General features: G+C 60.8%; 14 protein-coding genes, 1 tRNA gene and 1 pseudogene. 11 read left to right on the top strand and 5 right to left on the bottom strand.

Annotated elements, in window-relative coordinates:
* Positions 1-72 precede the first annotated feature (72 nt).
* Positions 73-255, bottom strand: a complete 183-nt coding sequence (locus ACR3FE_RS07580; protein WP_458206467.1) for a hypothetical protein — start codon at positions 253-255, stop codon at positions 73-75.
* Positions 256-261: 6 nt separating this feature from the next.
* The gene (locus tag ACR3FE_RS07575; RefSeq protein ID WP_458206466.1) at positions 262-501 is read right to left on the bottom strand and encodes a DUF7522 family protein; all 240 of its coding nucleotides are present in this window, start codon (positions 499-501) and stop codon (positions 262-264) included.
* A 141-nt stretch (positions 502-642) separates the two neighbouring features.
* Between ACR3FE_RS07575 and ACR3FE_RS07570 the strand changes: the two genes are divergently transcribed.
* Together ACR3FE_RS07570 and ACR3FE_RS07565 are read left to right on the top strand one after the other, a co-directional pair.
* Complete coding sequence (locus ACR3FE_RS07570) at positions 643-909, top strand: DUF5827 family protein (protein ID WP_458206465.1); 267 nt, start codon at positions 643-645, stop codon at positions 907-909.
* Positions 906-1,694 (top strand): ATPase, encoded by a 789-nt coding sequence (locus ACR3FE_RS07565; RefSeq protein ID WP_458206464.1) that lies wholly within the window; start codon positions 906-908, stop codon positions 1,692-1,694. Before ACR3FE_RS07570 ends, ACR3FE_RS07565 begins: the two co-directional genes overlap by 4 nt.
* A 15-nt stretch (positions 1,695-1,709) precedes the next feature.
* On the opposite strand, the gene ACR3FE_RS07560 is transcribed toward ACR3FE_RS07565, so the two are convergent.
* Entirely contained in the window at positions 1,710-2,288 is a 579-nt protein-coding gene (locus ACR3FE_RS07560) for an MBL fold metallo-hydrolase (protein WP_458206463.1), read from the bottom strand.
* An 86-nt stretch (positions 2,289-2,374) separates the two neighbouring features.
* Here ACR3FE_RS07560 and ACR3FE_RS07555 point away from each other — a divergent pair, with 86 nt between their 5' ends.
* The gene (locus ACR3FE_RS07555) at positions 2,375-2,872 is read left to right on the top strand and encodes a hypothetical protein (RefSeq protein ID WP_458206462.1); all 498 of its coding nucleotides are present in this window, start codon (positions 2,375-2,377) and stop codon (positions 2,870-2,872) included.
* Here the strand turns inward: ACR3FE_RS07555 and ACR3FE_RS07550 are convergent.
* A complete protein-coding gene (locus ACR3FE_RS07550) occupies positions 2,869-3,354 on the bottom strand; it encodes an Lrp/AsnC family transcriptional regulator (protein ID WP_458206461.1) in 486 nt (161 codons plus the stop codon). The genes ACR3FE_RS07555 and ACR3FE_RS07550 overlap by 4 nt on opposite strands.
* A gap of 209 nt (positions 3,355-3,563) precedes the next feature.
* On the opposite strand from ACR3FE_RS07550, the gene ACR3FE_RS07545 reads away from it, so the two are divergent.
* From ACR3FE_RS07545 to ACR3FE_RS07535, 3 genes and pseudogenes are all read left to right on the top strand, one after another.
* Positions 3,564-4,508: a DMT family transporter gene (locus tag ACR3FE_RS07545; RefSeq protein WP_458206460.1), complete on the top strand. Its 945-nt coding sequence runs from the start codon at positions 3,564-3,566 to the stop codon at positions 4,506-4,508.
* 40 nt (positions 4,509-4,548) lie between these two features.
* Positions 4,549-7,644 (top strand): annotated as a pseudogene (locus tag ACR3FE_RS07540) (FAD-binding and (Fe-S)-binding domain-containing protein).
* A gap of 130 nt (positions 7,645-7,774) precedes the next feature.
* A complete protein-coding gene (locus ACR3FE_RS07535) occupies positions 7,775-8,758 on the top strand; it encodes a ferredoxin--NADP reductase (protein WP_458206459.1) in 984 nt (327 codons plus the stop codon).
* Positions 8,759-8,770: 12 nt separating this feature from the next.
* Here the strand turns inward: ACR3FE_RS07535 and ACR3FE_RS07530 are convergent, their stop codons facing one another.
* Complete coding sequence (locus ACR3FE_RS07530; protein WP_458206458.1) at positions 8,771-9,511, bottom strand: SDR family oxidoreductase; 741 nt, start codon at positions 9,509-9,511, stop codon at positions 8,771-8,773.
* Positions 9,512-9,634: 123 nt separating this feature from the next.
* Here ACR3FE_RS07530 and ACR3FE_RS07525 point away from each other — a divergent pair, with 123 nt between their 5' ends.
* The 5 genes from ACR3FE_RS07525 to ACR3FE_RS07505 all read left to right on the top strand — a co-directional run bounded on the left by ACR3FE_RS07525 (position 9,635) and on the right by ACR3FE_RS07505 (position 13,727).
* Complete coding sequence (locus ACR3FE_RS07525; protein WP_458206457.1) at positions 9,635-10,786, top strand: metal-dependent hydrolase family protein; 1,152 nt, start codon at positions 9,635-9,637, stop codon at positions 10,784-10,786.
* Positions 10,787-10,837: 51 nt separating this feature from the next.
* The gene (locus ACR3FE_RS07520) at positions 10,838-12,025 is read left to right on the top strand and encodes a helix-turn-helix transcriptional regulator (RefSeq protein ID WP_458206456.1); all 1,188 of its coding nucleotides are present in this window, start codon (positions 10,838-10,840) and stop codon (positions 12,023-12,025) included.
* A gap of 129 nt (positions 12,026-12,154) precedes the next feature.
* A tRNA-Glu gene (locus tag ACR3FE_RS07515) sits at positions 12,155-12,229 on the top strand.
* Between the two features lie 263 nt (positions 12,230-12,492).
* Positions 12,493-12,930 carry a 6-pyruvoyl trahydropterin synthase family protein gene (locus tag ACR3FE_RS07510; RefSeq protein WP_458206455.1) on the top strand — a complete coding sequence of 146 codons (438 nt, stop codon included), beginning with the start codon at positions 12,493-12,495 and terminating at the stop codon, positions 12,928-12,930.
* Positions 12,931-12,932: 2 nt separating this feature from the next.
* Complete coding sequence (locus ACR3FE_RS07505) at positions 12,933-13,727, top strand: 7-carboxy-7-deazaguanine synthase QueE (RefSeq protein ID WP_458206454.1); 795 nt, start codon at positions 12,933-12,935, stop codon at positions 13,725-13,727.
* The last annotated feature ends 33 nt before the right edge of the window (positions 13,728-13,760 follow it).

Genomic DNA, 13,760 nt, shown 5'->3' with positions numbered 1-13,760 from the left:
CCGAAACTACCGATATTTTTCTCAGACTGAACGAAGAGCGACTGCTGTCGATTCCGTATCTTCCGGTCGCCGTCAGTCCTCTGTGGGCGTCACCGTCGGAACGTCGTATCCCGACGCGATATCGGTCACGTGTCGATAGAGCGATTCGTAATCGTGTCCACCGGGCTGTTGGTCGAGACTAGCAAACACCCCGACGTTTCGCTCTTCGTCCGCGAAGAACATCCGAAACTGCTCGAAATCGTCGAATCCCCGCACCGTGTACTAGTAGGAAGCGTAGTACATTTGGTTGTACGTATCCCGTGTGATGAAGCCGAATCGTTCGTTGTCGACGAACTTCGATACGGTCACGTCCTCCAGTTTGGTTGCGACGTCGTCCCGTAGATACAACACTTCGAAGTCTGTCTGGTCGAACAGCCAGATGTCCCGAAGGTCGTCACCAGCGAATTCGGCGAATGCCGACACGAGGGCCTGTTTCGTCTCGCTACCCTGTTCCTCACGCATGTCATTGACATTCTAGAACCAATCATATAAATTCTCGGTTATGATTATCGATAGTTATATTAGGCGATGGGGTGATGGATATTTTTCCAGGAGACGGGTCGATTCGTGAAGTTTTACGCTCGTTCGTGCGTAGCCCCAGATATGCCCAAGTCGAAATCGGAGTTCGAAGAACTGCACCCCTGTGATTTCTACGAGCCCGAGGATCTGCTCGAATCGGATTCGATGTACAACGTCTACGAGATCGCTCGTCTCTTGCAGGGTCTCGACGTCGACGCCGAACTCGACGTGGAGACGGAAGAGATCTTGCTCGACTGGGCGATCCCGTGGATCATGACGAATGCTGACGACCTCGTGGTCGGGGAACCGCCGAGCGATGAGGAACCCGGCTATTACGGCCTGAAGACATGACGATTCTCGTCGCCGGAAGCGACCGAGTGGATGCGGGCAAGACCACGTTCACGGTCGGTCTCCTCTCACATCTCTCCGCCGTGGGGTTCAAACCACGCGCAGGCAACGACCTCTGGTTCGACCACGACGACGCCATCAACGCCATCTCCGAGGGGCGACTCTACGGCAAGGACGCGACTCGACTTGCGGACGCAAGCGCGGGCGAGTACGCCCCCGAGGACGTGAACCCGGTTCACCGACTCTGGTGGCCCGCACCGAGAAAGGGACAAGGTCTGCTGGGTCAGAAACACCGGGAGTTTCTCGTCGACCGTGTCGGTGAGACGTTCGTCGTGAACGGAACCGTCGAACAGCCCACGGTCGTGCGGGAGAATCTTCCGCTGGACGACGCCGTGGAAGTCGAGTCGCTTTCCGAACTGAACGACCAGACCGAACGCCGCTACCTGCCTCACTTCCGGGCACTGGCGGAACGAATCCGTGACGAAGACAGGGCGGTCGTGGAGTCCTACAGCGACATCGCCCGCCCCATACAGGGTGTCGAGTTCGAGACGGTGGCAGTCGTCGAACCCCGCCGAGTTCGAGTGTACGACGGCACTCGCTACGAGAAAGCCTGTGAAGTCGCCGACAGCAGTGCGCGCGACGGAACGCTCGAAAAGCGCGTCGAAGACGTGGTGAGTCTGCTCGATCCCGCCGAGACGCAGACGCTCGAACCGCTGACGAAAACCGAGCGAAACGACCCCGAGAAGATCGCGGCAGCGTACGAGTCAGCATACGACGCGCTTCGGTAGGAATTCGATTTGCTCTCAGTACATCCGCGCGGCCTGCGACGCGAGTTCGATGTCGTGGTAGGGGTTGGTGGTCACGCTCGGCCCGTGCCCGGTGTGCATCTCGTGCAGGTCGTCGTCCACCGCGTCGAGCACGCGGTCGATACTTCGCACGAGCGTCTCGCGGTCGCCTTCTTCGAGGTCGGTTCTGCCGAAGCTCCCGTTCTGGAAGACGAGGTCGCCAGCGAAGAGCACACCCGCCGATTCCGAGTAGAAACAGAGGTGGTCGTTCTTGTGTCCCGGCGTGTGGAGCGCGCGGTAGTCGTCGTCGCCGAGCGTGACCATCTCGTCGTCTTCAATCGCGATGTCGACACCGTGCTGATTCGTGTCGAACCCGAACGCCTCGACGCCGAATGCATCTTTGACCTTTTCGACGTTTCCGACGTGGTCTGGATGGGTGTGGGTGAGAACGATGGCGTCGAGGCTCCCGGCGACCTTTTCGACCTGACCCGCTGCGTCGAAGTTCGACCCGGTATCCACGAGAACGGTTCGGTCGCCGACTACGAGGAAGGCGTTGCTGGTGAACGACTGGACGCCCGCCGCGATATTACGAATCATGCTCAGGCGTAGGATGGGGTGGGGTTTCCGATTTTCGTTCCCACCGGAGAGACAGAACTATCCCCGCCACCTTCGAACGTCGACGTGTGAATCGTCGTCGGTTCCTTCGAGTCGGGATCGTCGGTGCGGTGGCGACGACTGCCGGGTGTACCACAGCAGTCTTCGGGACGAATCAGGGAGCCGTCGTGGGAAAGGCAGTTCGAGTGGGTGGTGAGAAACTGATCTCGGATGGTCCGGACGGTGTGACGACCCACGGCGATTATCCCGGAACCGCCAGTGCGGGAAACCTCACGATGAGCGACGAGCTTCTCGGAACACTCCGGAAGACCGCCGGAAATCCGACCTACGAGGTGACCATCGACCACTATCAGGTGGCGTGGCCGAACGACGCGACAGCAGGTACGAAGAAACGATACGCCACACACCGGTCGCTGTTCAACCGACTTCAGGTGGGAGACAGCGTGACGTTCCAACCGGAGCCGACGAACACCGATACCATCAGTTCCGTCTCCTGCATCGCACCGAATCGTGAATCGCTCTCCGTACGTTGTGCGACCGGAGGCGATGATGGAACACCGCTCTAGTCTTCGGCGAGTTCCTCGACCAGCGTTTCGAGGCTGTAGCTCTGGAGCACGCGGTGGGAGTCACGAAGCGTGGAGATGACGAACGTGGAGTTCGTCCGTTCTACTTCTTCTATCTTCTCGAAGTCGGTGATGAGTCGTTCGACCATCTCGCGCCCGGAGAGATGAGCGATGACGATGAAATCCGTCTCTCCCATCGTGAAATACACCTGCGTCACACCCTCGATATCGAGGATCTTCTCTCCGAAATCGCTATACGAACCTGTGTAGTTGGCGAACACCTCCACGACGACGGTAACCCCGAGTCCGAACGCTTCGAGGTCGATATCGTAGAGGTCGTTCTCGATGATGCCAGCATCGCGCAGGTTGTTGAGCCGGTAGTGGATAGTCGAAACCGGGATGTCGGTCTCCTCGTGTAGTCGTTCGGGACTTCCTGTCTCCAGATCGGAAATCGCCTTGAGCAGAGTGATGTCGCGTTGATCCATCTATTTCGAATTGGTGAGTCCGTGTACTTAACCTCTGGATTTTCGGTCAGGACAGTAGCGTGATACACTCCGAGTTATCTCCCCTCGAAACTGATTCTTCGAAGCCGAACTCTCACATTCCTCTGAGATACTGATAGTGATTCAGTGTCAGACGAATCTCTTGTAGAAGGATTTAACAAGGAGTCACCGATACAGTTGGATAGAAATACATGCTATTGACTAAATATAGTAGATTACTACCACAAAATGGCATATTATTCGTACTGTTAGCTAGCTTCTGGGGGGCTTCGTTCGTCTCCATCGACGTCGGACTCGACTACTTTCCGCCTCTGCTCTTCGCGGCCATCCGCTACGACGTGGCCGGACTGGTCATCCTCTGCTACGCCGTCGCCACGACCGACCGCTGGCAACCACGGAGTCGGACGGATGTGCTGGCCATCGTCACCATCGGCGTGTTCATCATCGCGGGCCACCACAGCCTGCTCTACCTCGGCCAACAGCACGTTCCGGGTGCACTCGCGGCAGTCGTCATCAGCCTCTCACCCGTGCTCACCGCCGTCTTCGCCAGCACGCTCCTCGCAGACGAACACGTCACGCCCGTCGGCGTCGTCGGATTCGTCTGTGGCGTCATCGGTGTCGCCATCGTCGCCGACCCGAACCCAGCAACCATCTTCTCCATGGACGTTCTCGGCATCGGACTCGTCTTCCTCGGTGCGGCGAGTTTCGCCCTCGGGTCGGTGCTCGTACGCCCACTCGACAGTGGACTCTCCATCCCCGCGCTCCAGGGCTGGGCGATGGTGTTCGGATCGGGACTTCTCCACGGCATCAGCATCCTCGACGGCGAATCCGTCACCGCGATCGACTGGTCGATGCCCGCGGTCGCTTCGCTGGCCTACCTGACGCTCGTCTCCGGTGTGATCGCGTTCCTGCTCTACTTCCAGCTGTTAGACCGGATCGGCCCGACGGAACTCAATCTCGTCGGCTACCTCGAACCCGTCGTCGCGACGCTCCTCAGTTGGCTCCTCCTCGGCGAACTGGTGGCCGAAACGACCGTCTTCGGCTTCGCCGCCATCTTCGTCGGCTTCGCGCTCTTGAAATGGGATGCCCTGTCCTCGGTCGTGCGGTCGGCGAAGCCGAGCGTGCGACGAATCTGACCCCACATCACTTTTCGCCTCGCTCCCCCTACGCCCCTGCATGGCTACAGGCGACGCGGGCGACGCGAGCGATGTGGGTGACGCGGACGACCCGGCCCGCGACGACCGGGCGGATTACGATTACCGTTCCGACGACGTGGCGCGTCCCGGACTCGTCGCCGACCTTCGAAGCCGGGTCGGCGGCGAGGTTCGTTTCGACGAGTACTCCCGCCAGCTGTACGCGACGGACGCCAGCGCCTACGAAGTGACTCCCATCGGCGTCGTCTTCCCGCGCTCGACCGAGGACGTGTCGGCGGTGATGGCCTACTGCGCCGAGCGCGAGATTCCCGTCCTGCCGCGCGGTGGGGGAACCAGTCTCGCCGGGCAGTCCATCAACGAGGCGGTCGTCCTCGATTTTACCCGGCACATGGATGCACTGCTCGACACCGACCCCGACGCCCGAACTGCATGCGCCCAACCCGGCATCGTCCTCGGTGATCTGAATCGCGCACTCGCAGACCACGACCTGAAGTTCGCACCCGACCCGGCGTGGGGCGACAAGAGTGCGCTCGGGGGTGCGATCGGCAACAACTCGACGGGGGCGCACTCCCTGAAATACGGCAAGACCGACGCCTACATCGACGAGGTCGAAGTCGTCCTCTCGGATGGTACGGTGACGACGTTCGGCGAGGTGACCATCGACGAACTTCGAGAGCGTGCCGACCCGGAGGGCGACCGCGAAGTACAGATCTACGCAGAAGTCCTTCGCATTCTCGACGAGGAAATCGAGGCGATACAGGAGGTGTTTCCGCAACTCAAGCGCAACGTCTCAGGATACAACCTCGACCGACTAGTGCAAGAGGCCGAAGATGGTTCGATCAACCTCGCGCGCCTTCTTGCCGGAAGTGAAGGGACGCTCGCCATCGTCACCGAGGCCACCGTCTCGCTCGAACCGGTTCCCGAAACGAAGGCGGTAGCGCTCTTTTCTTACGGGAGTCTGAACGCCGCGATGGAGGACGTAGCCCCCATCCTCGAACACGACCCCGCCGCGGTCGAAGTGCTGGACGACGTGCTCATCTCGCTCGCCCGCGACACCGAGGAGTTCCGCGACGTGGTCGAGATGTTGCCCGAGGGGACCGACTCCGTCCTGCTCGTGGAGTTCTACGCCGAAGACGACGAGGATGGCCGCGAGAAGGTCGCCCGGCTTCGTGACGACCGCGAGGGAGACAGAGCACTCGCCGCGATGGAAGCCCACGACGAAGCCGACCGTGCGCGGTTCTGGAAACTCCGCAAGTCCGGTCTCCCCATCCTGCTCTCGCGCACGACGGACTCGAAGCACATCTCGTTCATCGAGGATGCTGCGGTTCCCCCCGAAAACCTGCCCGAGTACGTCGCGGACTTCCAGCAGGTATTGGCGGACAACGACACCTTCGCCAGCTTCTACGCCCACGCCGGGCCGGGGTGTCTCCACATCCGCCCCCTCGTCGATACGAAGAGTCCGGCGGGCGTGAACCAGATGGAATCCATCGCGGATGCAGCGACCGACCTCGTCGTGGAGTACGGCGGGAGCGTTTCGGGGGAGCACGGTGACGGTCGCGCCCGTACCCAGTGGAATCGGAAACTGTACGGCGAACACGTCTGGGAGGTGTTCCGCGATCTCAAGTCCGCCTTCGACCCCGACTAGCTCCTGAATCCCGGACAGGTCTGCGGCGACGTTGATATGACCGAGAATCTTCGATTCTCGCCCGGTTACGAGTTCGATTCTGGGTTCGACCCCGTATTGAACTGGGAGAACGAGAACGGATTTCAGGGGATGGTCGAACTCTGTCACGGCTGCGGTGGCTGTCGCGGCGGGCAGGAAACGACGGGTGGTGTGATGTGCCCCACCTACCGCGCTGCGGACGAGGAGATAACGAGCACGCGCGGCCGAGCGAACATGCTTCGGCAGGCGATGAGTGGCGACCTGGGGGCGGCGAACGCCGCCAATTCGGAGTGGGCCTCTCCCGCGGAGGGAGGCGACGAGCAGTTCGACGTGGAGTTCATGCACGAGGTGATGGATCTCTGTATCGGCTGCAAGGGCTGTGCCCGCGACTGCCCGAGCGAGGTCGATATGGCGAAACTCAAGGCCGAGATCGAACACGAGTACCATCGACGGCATGGCGCGAACGTGCGCGACCACCTCTTTGCAAATATCGGCAAGCTTTCGGCGCTCGGGAGTACCCTCGCGCCGCTTTCGAACTGGGCGACGAAACTGCCGGGTGCTCGAACGCTGTTGGAACGAACGGTCGGTATCGCCACGGAACGCTCACTGCCGACGTTCCACCGCGAGAGCCTCGATGACTGGTTCGAAACGCGCGGAACGGGCGTCCCGGAATCGGACGCCACGCGGCGTGTACTCCTCTTTCCCGACACCTACACGAACTACAACCACCCCGATGCTGGAAAGGCGGCCGTCCGGGTGCTCGAAGCCGCAGGCGTCCACGTCCGGATTCCGGACGACGTGGCCGCGAGTGGTCGCCCCGCCCATTCGAAGGGCTTTCTCGACACTGCGCGCGAGCATGCCGAGACGAACGTCGCGGCGCTTGGGCCATTCGTCCGAGACGGCTGGGACGTAGTCGTGGTCGAACCCTCCGACGCCGTGATGTTCCAGTCGGATTACCTCGACTTGCTCCCGGCGAGCGAGGAGTCCGGTTCGTCGAGTGGTCAATACACCGAACCGCGCGCTGCCGACCCGGAAGCAGGGGGTGTCCGAACCGAAGCCGAACGACTGGCGGCGAACACCTACGGCATCTGCGAGTATCTCGACACATTCGACCTCGATCTCTCGTTCGAAGGAAGCGGGTCGCTGACCTACCACGGCCACTGCCACCAGAAAGCCACGAAGAAAGACCATCACGCCGTTGGCGTTCTCCGGCGGGCAGGCTACGAGGTCGACGTCCTCGATTCCGGCTGTTGTGGGATGGCGGGCAGTTTCGGCTACGAATCCGAACACTACTCGATGAGCATGGCGGTCGGGTCGATCCTGTTCGACCAGATCGAAGACAGCGACGGAGCCGAGGTCGTCGCACCCGGTGCGTCCTGCCGAACTCAGGTCGGTGATCGGCAGGATGAGGAGCCACCACACCCCATCGAGAAGGTGGCCGATGCGCTTCGATAAGAGTAGAGGCGTAGTCGTTGAAACGTGGCGAGAAGTGTTTTCCGACTCGCACCCCACACAGACTACCACGTCGGCTATGGAGGTTCCACAACAGCACTCTCAACACGAACGAGCAGAGGAGTTGCCACTGATGACCGATTCCGCCAAGATCACTCGTGTCGAGCATCTCGGGCACAACCGTACCGAGGAGGTGGTCGAACGAGTCGCCGAACTGCTCGAAACACACGGGCGCGAAGGGTGGATCGAACAGGTCGAACGCCCGAGGGCGAACGACATCGACTGGGACGAGTTGGCATCGCTACTGGAGTCGGAAGACCGCGGTCACGAACAACTCACCACCATGCTCTCGACGCTGAAGGCCCGTCACGAACGCGCGTTTCCGACCCTGCTTCGCGTTCACATCGACGATGACGAGTTCGATTTCGCTCCCGGTCAGTACGTCACGGTTCGATACGAGGACACGCCCCGCCCGTACTCCATCGCCAGCACGCCGAACGAAGAGACGATGGAGATCTGCGTTCGACGGGTGCCACACGGACGACTCACGTCGAAGCTGTTCGAAGACCTCGCTGAAGGCGACGAGGTGACGGTTCGCGGGCCGAACGGTGATTTCGTCCTCGAAGAACCGTCCCGACGCGACATGGCGTTTCTCGCCACCGGAACCGGTGTCGCACCACTCAGGAGCATGATTCGATACACGTTCGAGGAGGGACGAGACGAGCACGACGGCGACCGACGCGACGTGTGGCTTTTCCTCGGTGCGACGTGGAAAGACGATCTCCCGTACCGCGAGGAGTTCGAGGAACTGGCCGAGCAACACGACAACTTCCACTTCGTCCCGACCTGCTCGCGCGAGGAGTATCTCACCGATTGGGAGGGAGAGACGGACTACGTCCAGCAGACGCTCGTGAAGTATCTCGCCGAGGACGCAGACTGCCCGGACGAACTGGCGCAGTCCACGGGACCGACGGCCTATGACATCGACGCGCGGATCGACCCCGCCGACCTCGAAGTGTATGCCTGTGGCGTGAACGCGATGGTCTCCCGACTCACCGGAACCGCGCAACTGCTCGGCGTTCCCGACGAGCACGTCCAGTACGAAGGGTACGGGTGATTCCAGGAACCATCAGAAGTCGGTGAACTTATCGCGTCGATAGATGTCGAGTTCGCTGACCGTCGATCCCTCCTGCCGCGCCGCGAACGCGATCGCCTCTGCGACCTCCTCCGGTTCGGTGACGCTTCCGGGGTCGAATCGCTCGGCGAATGGTTCGCCGTACTCCGAGCCGAACTCGGTTCGAACCTCGGAGGGATTGACCACCGTGATACCGACGCCATCCCCACCGACCTGCCCTTCGAGACTGTGTGCGAATCCACGTACCCACCACTTCGTGGCGGCGTAGACAGGGTTGAAAGGACGGGGATACTGGCCCGCGAAACTCCCGACGAAGACGAGGTTCCCTGCCGATTCGCGGAGGTGTGGGAGGGCCGTCCGCGTGGTGAAGAAGACGCCATCCACGTTCGTCTCCTGCATCGTTCGGTACTCGTCGGTCGAGAGGTCTTCAACCTGTTCACCCCGCGCCAGTCCTGCGTTGTTCACTAGCACGTCGAGACTACCGAATTCGCCGACGGTGTCTTCGACCATCGACTCGATCTCGTCTTCGTCGCGCACGTCGGTCGGAAGGACGAGCGTCTCTGCGTCGTATTTCGATTCGAGTGACTCGGCGATGTCGGCTAGTTCCGATTCTCGCCGGGCCGCGAGCGCGACGTGCGCCCCCTCCCGCGCGAGTGCATGCGCGGTCGCCTGTCCGATGCCCGAACTCGCACCCGTTATCAACGCACTCTTTCCAGAAAGCGGCGTTTCTGCCATACCCCTTCGTTTGGTTTCAGACGGGTTCGTTCTTTTGCCCCCTGCCGTGGCTGCGAAATTCTCTCTCTATCTCGCTCTGCCGCGACCCCGACAGTTATCTTGCCAGCGCGTCTCACGCCAGTCATGATCGTACTTCGCGGTGGAGATGTCGTCGACTCCACAGGAGTCCGGAAAGCTGACGTGGCGGTCGAAGACGGTGAGATCGTCGCGGTTGGGGAGACACCCGACGCCGATGAAGAGATCGACGTCAGCGGACAGTTCGTCGCACCGGGGCTCATCGACTCGCACGTTCATCTGATGATGGATGGCCGACCCGACCCAGCGTCGACGGTCGGTGAGTCGGAGACGATGCTCGCGTATCGCGCGACGGCGAATCTCCGGGCGGCACTCGAAACCGGCGTGACGACCGTACGCGACCTCGGTGCGCCCTCGTCGCTCGCTCTCGATGCGGCGCGAGCGGTCGATGAAGGCGTCGTCGATGGACCGCGCGTGGTCGCCTGTGGCGAGAACGTCGTGATGACGGGTGGACACGGCCACTGGTTCGGCCGGGAGGCGGACGGGCGCGCGGAGGTCAAGAAGGCTGCCAGAGAGCAACTGAAGCGCGGCGCGGACGTGATAAAGTGCATGGCGACCGGTGGTGTCCTCACCGAGGGTGCGATCACTGGCGCGCCGGAACTGGACGAAGGGGAGCTAACCGCACTCGTCGAAACCGCCAGCGCGAAACGCGTTCCGACGGCGGCTCACGCCCACGGCTCGGCAGGGATCAAAAACGCGGTTCGTGCTGGGATATCGAGCATCGAACACGGGACGTTCATGGATCGGGAAGCGGCGGAACTCATGGCCGAGCGAGGCACCTACTGGGTACCGACCGCGAAAGCCCTCCACGGTATCGTCGACGAAGGCGTCGAAGCGGGTATTCCCGAATTTGCCGTCGAGAAGGCAGAAGAAGCCGCCGCCGCCTTCGAAGAGGCGTTCGAACACGCCATCGACGCTGGAGTGACGGTGGCGATGGGAACCGACGCCGGGACGCCCTTCAATTTCCACAGCGACATCCCCGAAGAGCTGGAGCTGATGGTCGAATACGGTCTCTCCCCCGACGATGCGCTGGAAGCCGCCACGGTCAACGCCGCCGACTTGCTCGGACTAACGGACGTCGGACTGGTCGAAACGGGCTACAGGGCCGATCTCGTCGTCCTCGATTCCGACCCTCGGGACGACGTAACTGCATGGCAATCGCCAACACAGGTCATGTCATCTGGAAGCATTGCACGCTGACGAGCGCACGTCACAAGGTCTTTTATATCCGGGCATGGACGAATTATGTACATGAGACGGCTCCTGGCTGTCGGCCTCGTCGCGGTACTACTCATAGGGTCGCTTCCCGCTCTCGGGACGACTCAGAGTAGTGACCCGACAACTCCCCAGACGATCACAACCTCCCAGGAGTTCGACGATGTCGAATTTCATATACTGGTCTATGGCAATGGCTCCGCGCGGTGGACGTTCCGCTACGAAAAGACACTGAACAACGAGAGTGAACGGAAGGATTTCAATCAGTTCTCCAACGAGTTCAACAACGGCAACACAGAGCTGTACAAGGACTTCCGGCAGAATGCGATGCAGTTGACCTCGACGGCGAACAATCAGACGAAGCGGGTGATGACCGCCGAGAACTTCACGAAACGAGCATACATCGGCGGTGGCGGTTTGAACCAGGATGCGAAACGGGGCGTCGTCGAGATGTCGTTCCGATGGACGTCGTTCGCGTACACCGACGAAGGATCGGACGGAGAGACGTATCTCGCCATCGGTGACGTGTTCAAGGGAGGGCTCTACCTCGGAGCGAACCAGCGGTTGGTGGTCGAACCCGCGGACGGGATGAAGTTCGAATCCGCACAACCAGTGAAAGGACGCCACATGACGGGCGATTCGCTAGTGGAAAGCGATACCGTCTCCTGGAATGGTGACCGCGAATTCAACGACCAGCGACCGATGGTTCGGTTCACACAACCGAAACAAAACGAATCACCGACGACAACGTCCCCGCCGGGCGGAAACGACCAGCCGGGAGATGGTGAGGAGAAGCCATCCGATTCGCCGATGATGCTGTTCGTCGCTGCCGTGGTCGTCTTGATCGGCTTGGCGGCGGTGTTCGCGTGGCGGCAGGGTGGCTTCGGGTCGCTCTCCTCGACTCCGACCACTCCAAGTGGCGGCGGTGGTGGCGGCACCGCGTCCACGGAGTCCAGTGGCGGGAGTGCCGAACCTGCCGTCAGCGACGAAGAGCTACTGACGGACGAAGCGCGGGTGAAGAAACTCCTCCGTGAGAACGGCGGTCGGATGAAACAGGTGAACATCGTGGAAGCGACCGGTTGGTCGAAGTCCAAGGTGAGCATGCTCCTCTCGGAGATGGAAGACGAAGGCGACATCAGCAAACTCCGGGTCGGACGCGAGAACATCATCAGCCTCGACGGCCACGAACCGGACGCTGCCGGGTCGCCACTCGACCGCGAGTGATCGGTCGTCCGGTTTCGGTCACTGTTCGTCGATTCGAGAACGCAGTCCACGTTTCTGGATGTGACAGATTGGGCCACAGCGTGGCGAAAACGCAACTGTTAAACAGTCCGTGCGATTATCGAAAGATGCGCTCCGTTGGTGTAGTCCGGCCAATCATCTTGCCCTCTCACGGCAAGGACCAGGGTTCAAATCCCTGACGGAGCATTTCTATCGAGACAAATCCCGAAGGTGGGTTTCTCTCTGAACTTGCATTCACAAGCACAAGCAACAGCCCCGTCGCCACGAAAGACAAAGCCATGCTTTCAGTACTCGCGCCCATCCGGTCGGTGCTTCGCTCGGCCATCAACCTCGTAATCGCGATCATCACGCTCCCCCTCCGCCTCCTTCGCCGGATACTGTAGCGCCGGAACAGTTCCGGCCCAGCTCGGAGTGACTCTGTTTAAGTATTCTCTCGATAAGCTTCGGGTATGACTGAGTCGATACTGGAATCGTCGCCCGAACGAACCCTCCACATCGGTCGGGACCGACCGATTCGTATCAGTTCTGGCCACCGGTTGCTCCATCACGATGGGAAATGTAGCCGACCGCACGGCCATAACTACGAGATCGAGGTAACGGTGGTCGGCGAACTCACGGAAGAAGGATGGGTCGTAGATAAAGGAGATATTACTGCAATCATCTCCGAGTGGGATCATCGATTCCTGCTGGAGGTGGGCGACCCTCTCGTCGAGGCGTTCGAGCAAAGTGGTGATTCAGACGCTGTCGTCCTCTTCGAAGATCCACCGACGGCCGAGGTGATGAGTATCGAACTGGAACGCCGCCTCCGTGAGGAACTGCCAGACACCGTCTCGGATGTCGCGGTACAGGTCAGTGAAACCGCAGAACTCTGTGGTGGGCCTGTCTGACTATGCCGGTGAACGCCGACGCGTGCTCGGAAGCAGATTCCGAATCGAGTACAGCGATGGATGCGAATCCCGATGAACCGACACTTCCCATCAACGAGTTGTTCTACTCGCTTCAGGGAGAGGGAACGCTGGCGGGGGTTCCGAGCGTCTTCGTCCGGACGAGCGGGTGTAACCTGCGCTGTTGGTTCTGTGACTCGTATCACACGTCGTGGGAACCGACCCACGCGCAGATGACGCTCTCCGAAATCCTCGCCGAAGTCGACTCGTACGATGCGAATCATGTCGTCGTCACGGGTGGCGAACCGCTGGTTCACGACGAGACTGTCATCCTCCTCGATCAACTCGCAGAGATGGGGTATCATACGACCGTCGAGACGAACGGAACGATCTTCAGGGACGCAGCTATCGATCTGGCGAGTATCAGCCCGAAACTCGCCTCCTCGACGCCGACGGCGGAGAACGACCCGAAAGGAGACGGTGAGTGGGCAGACCGCCACGAAGCGCGCAGGATCGATATCGACGCACTCGCGGCACTCGTCGATACCTACGAGACGCAGTTGAAGTTCGTCGTCACGGACGATTCCGACGTGAACGAAGTCGAGACACTCGTTTCGAGCGTTCGTGACGCTACGGACACGACCATCGACGACACCGACGTGCTCTTGATGCCCGAGGGCGCGACCCGCGAGCGGTTGGACGAGACACGCGAGCAAGTCGCAGAGTTGGCGATGGAGCACGGCTACCGATACACACCGCGATTGCACGTCGACCTCTGGAACGACGCACCAGGAACCTGAACCGATGACAGGAGACGAGACGACCGACGAATC

The organism is Haladaptatus rarus (assembly GCF_054177585.1).
The sequence above is the reverse complement of the archived record's forward strand: the minus strand, read 5'-3'. Positions and strand labels throughout refer to the sequence as shown.

Excerpts from the sequence above, each read along its gene's own strand:
- ACR3FE_RS07520 (WP_458206456.1), top strand. The coding sequence starts at position 10,838 with ATGAGACGGCTCCTGGCTGTCGGCCTCGTCGCGGTACTACTCATAGGG.
- ACR3FE_RS07530 (WP_458206458.1), bottom strand. The coding sequence starts at position 9,511 with ATGGCAGAAACGCCGCTTTCTGGAAAGAGTGCGTTGATAACGGGTGCG.
- ACR3FE_RS07550 (WP_458206461.1), bottom strand. The coding sequence starts at position 3,354 with ATGGATCAACGCGACATCACTCTGCTCAAGGCGATTTCCGATCTGGAG.
- ACR3FE_RS07505 (WP_458206454.1), top strand. The coding sequence starts at position 12,933 with ATGCCGGTGAACGCCGACGCGTGCTCGGAAGCAGATTCCGAATCGAGT.
- ACR3FE_RS07525 (WP_458206457.1), top strand. The coding sequence starts at position 9,635 with ATGATCGTACTTCGCGGTGGAGATGTCGTCGACTCCACAGGAGTCCGG.
- ACR3FE_RS07510 (WP_458206455.1), top strand. The coding sequence starts at position 12,493 with ATGACTGAGTCGATACTGGAATCGTCGCCCGAACGAACCCTCCACATC.
- ACR3FE_RS07535 (WP_458206459.1), top strand. The coding sequence starts at position 7,775 with ATGACCGATTCCGCCAAGATCACTCGTGTCGAGCATCTCGGGCACAAC.
- ACR3FE_RS07565 (WP_458206464.1), top strand. The coding sequence starts at position 906 with ATGACGATTCTCGTCGCCGGAAGCGACCGAGTGGATGCGGGCAAGACC.
- ACR3FE_RS07575 (WP_458206466.1), bottom strand. The coding sequence starts at position 501 with ATGCGTGAGGAACAGGGTAGCGAGACGAAACAGGCCCTCGTGTCGGCA.
- ACR3FE_RS07545 (WP_458206460.1), top strand. The coding sequence starts at position 3,564 with ATGCTATTGACTAAATATAGTAGATTACTACCACAAAATGGCATATTA.
- ACR3FE_RS07560 (WP_458206463.1), bottom strand. The coding sequence starts at position 2,288 with ATGATTCGTAATATCGCGGCGGGCGTCCAGTCGTTCACCAGCAACGCC.
- ACR3FE_RS07570 (WP_458206465.1), top strand. The coding sequence starts at position 643 with ATGCCCAAGTCGAAATCGGAGTTCGAAGAACTGCACCCCTGTGATTTC.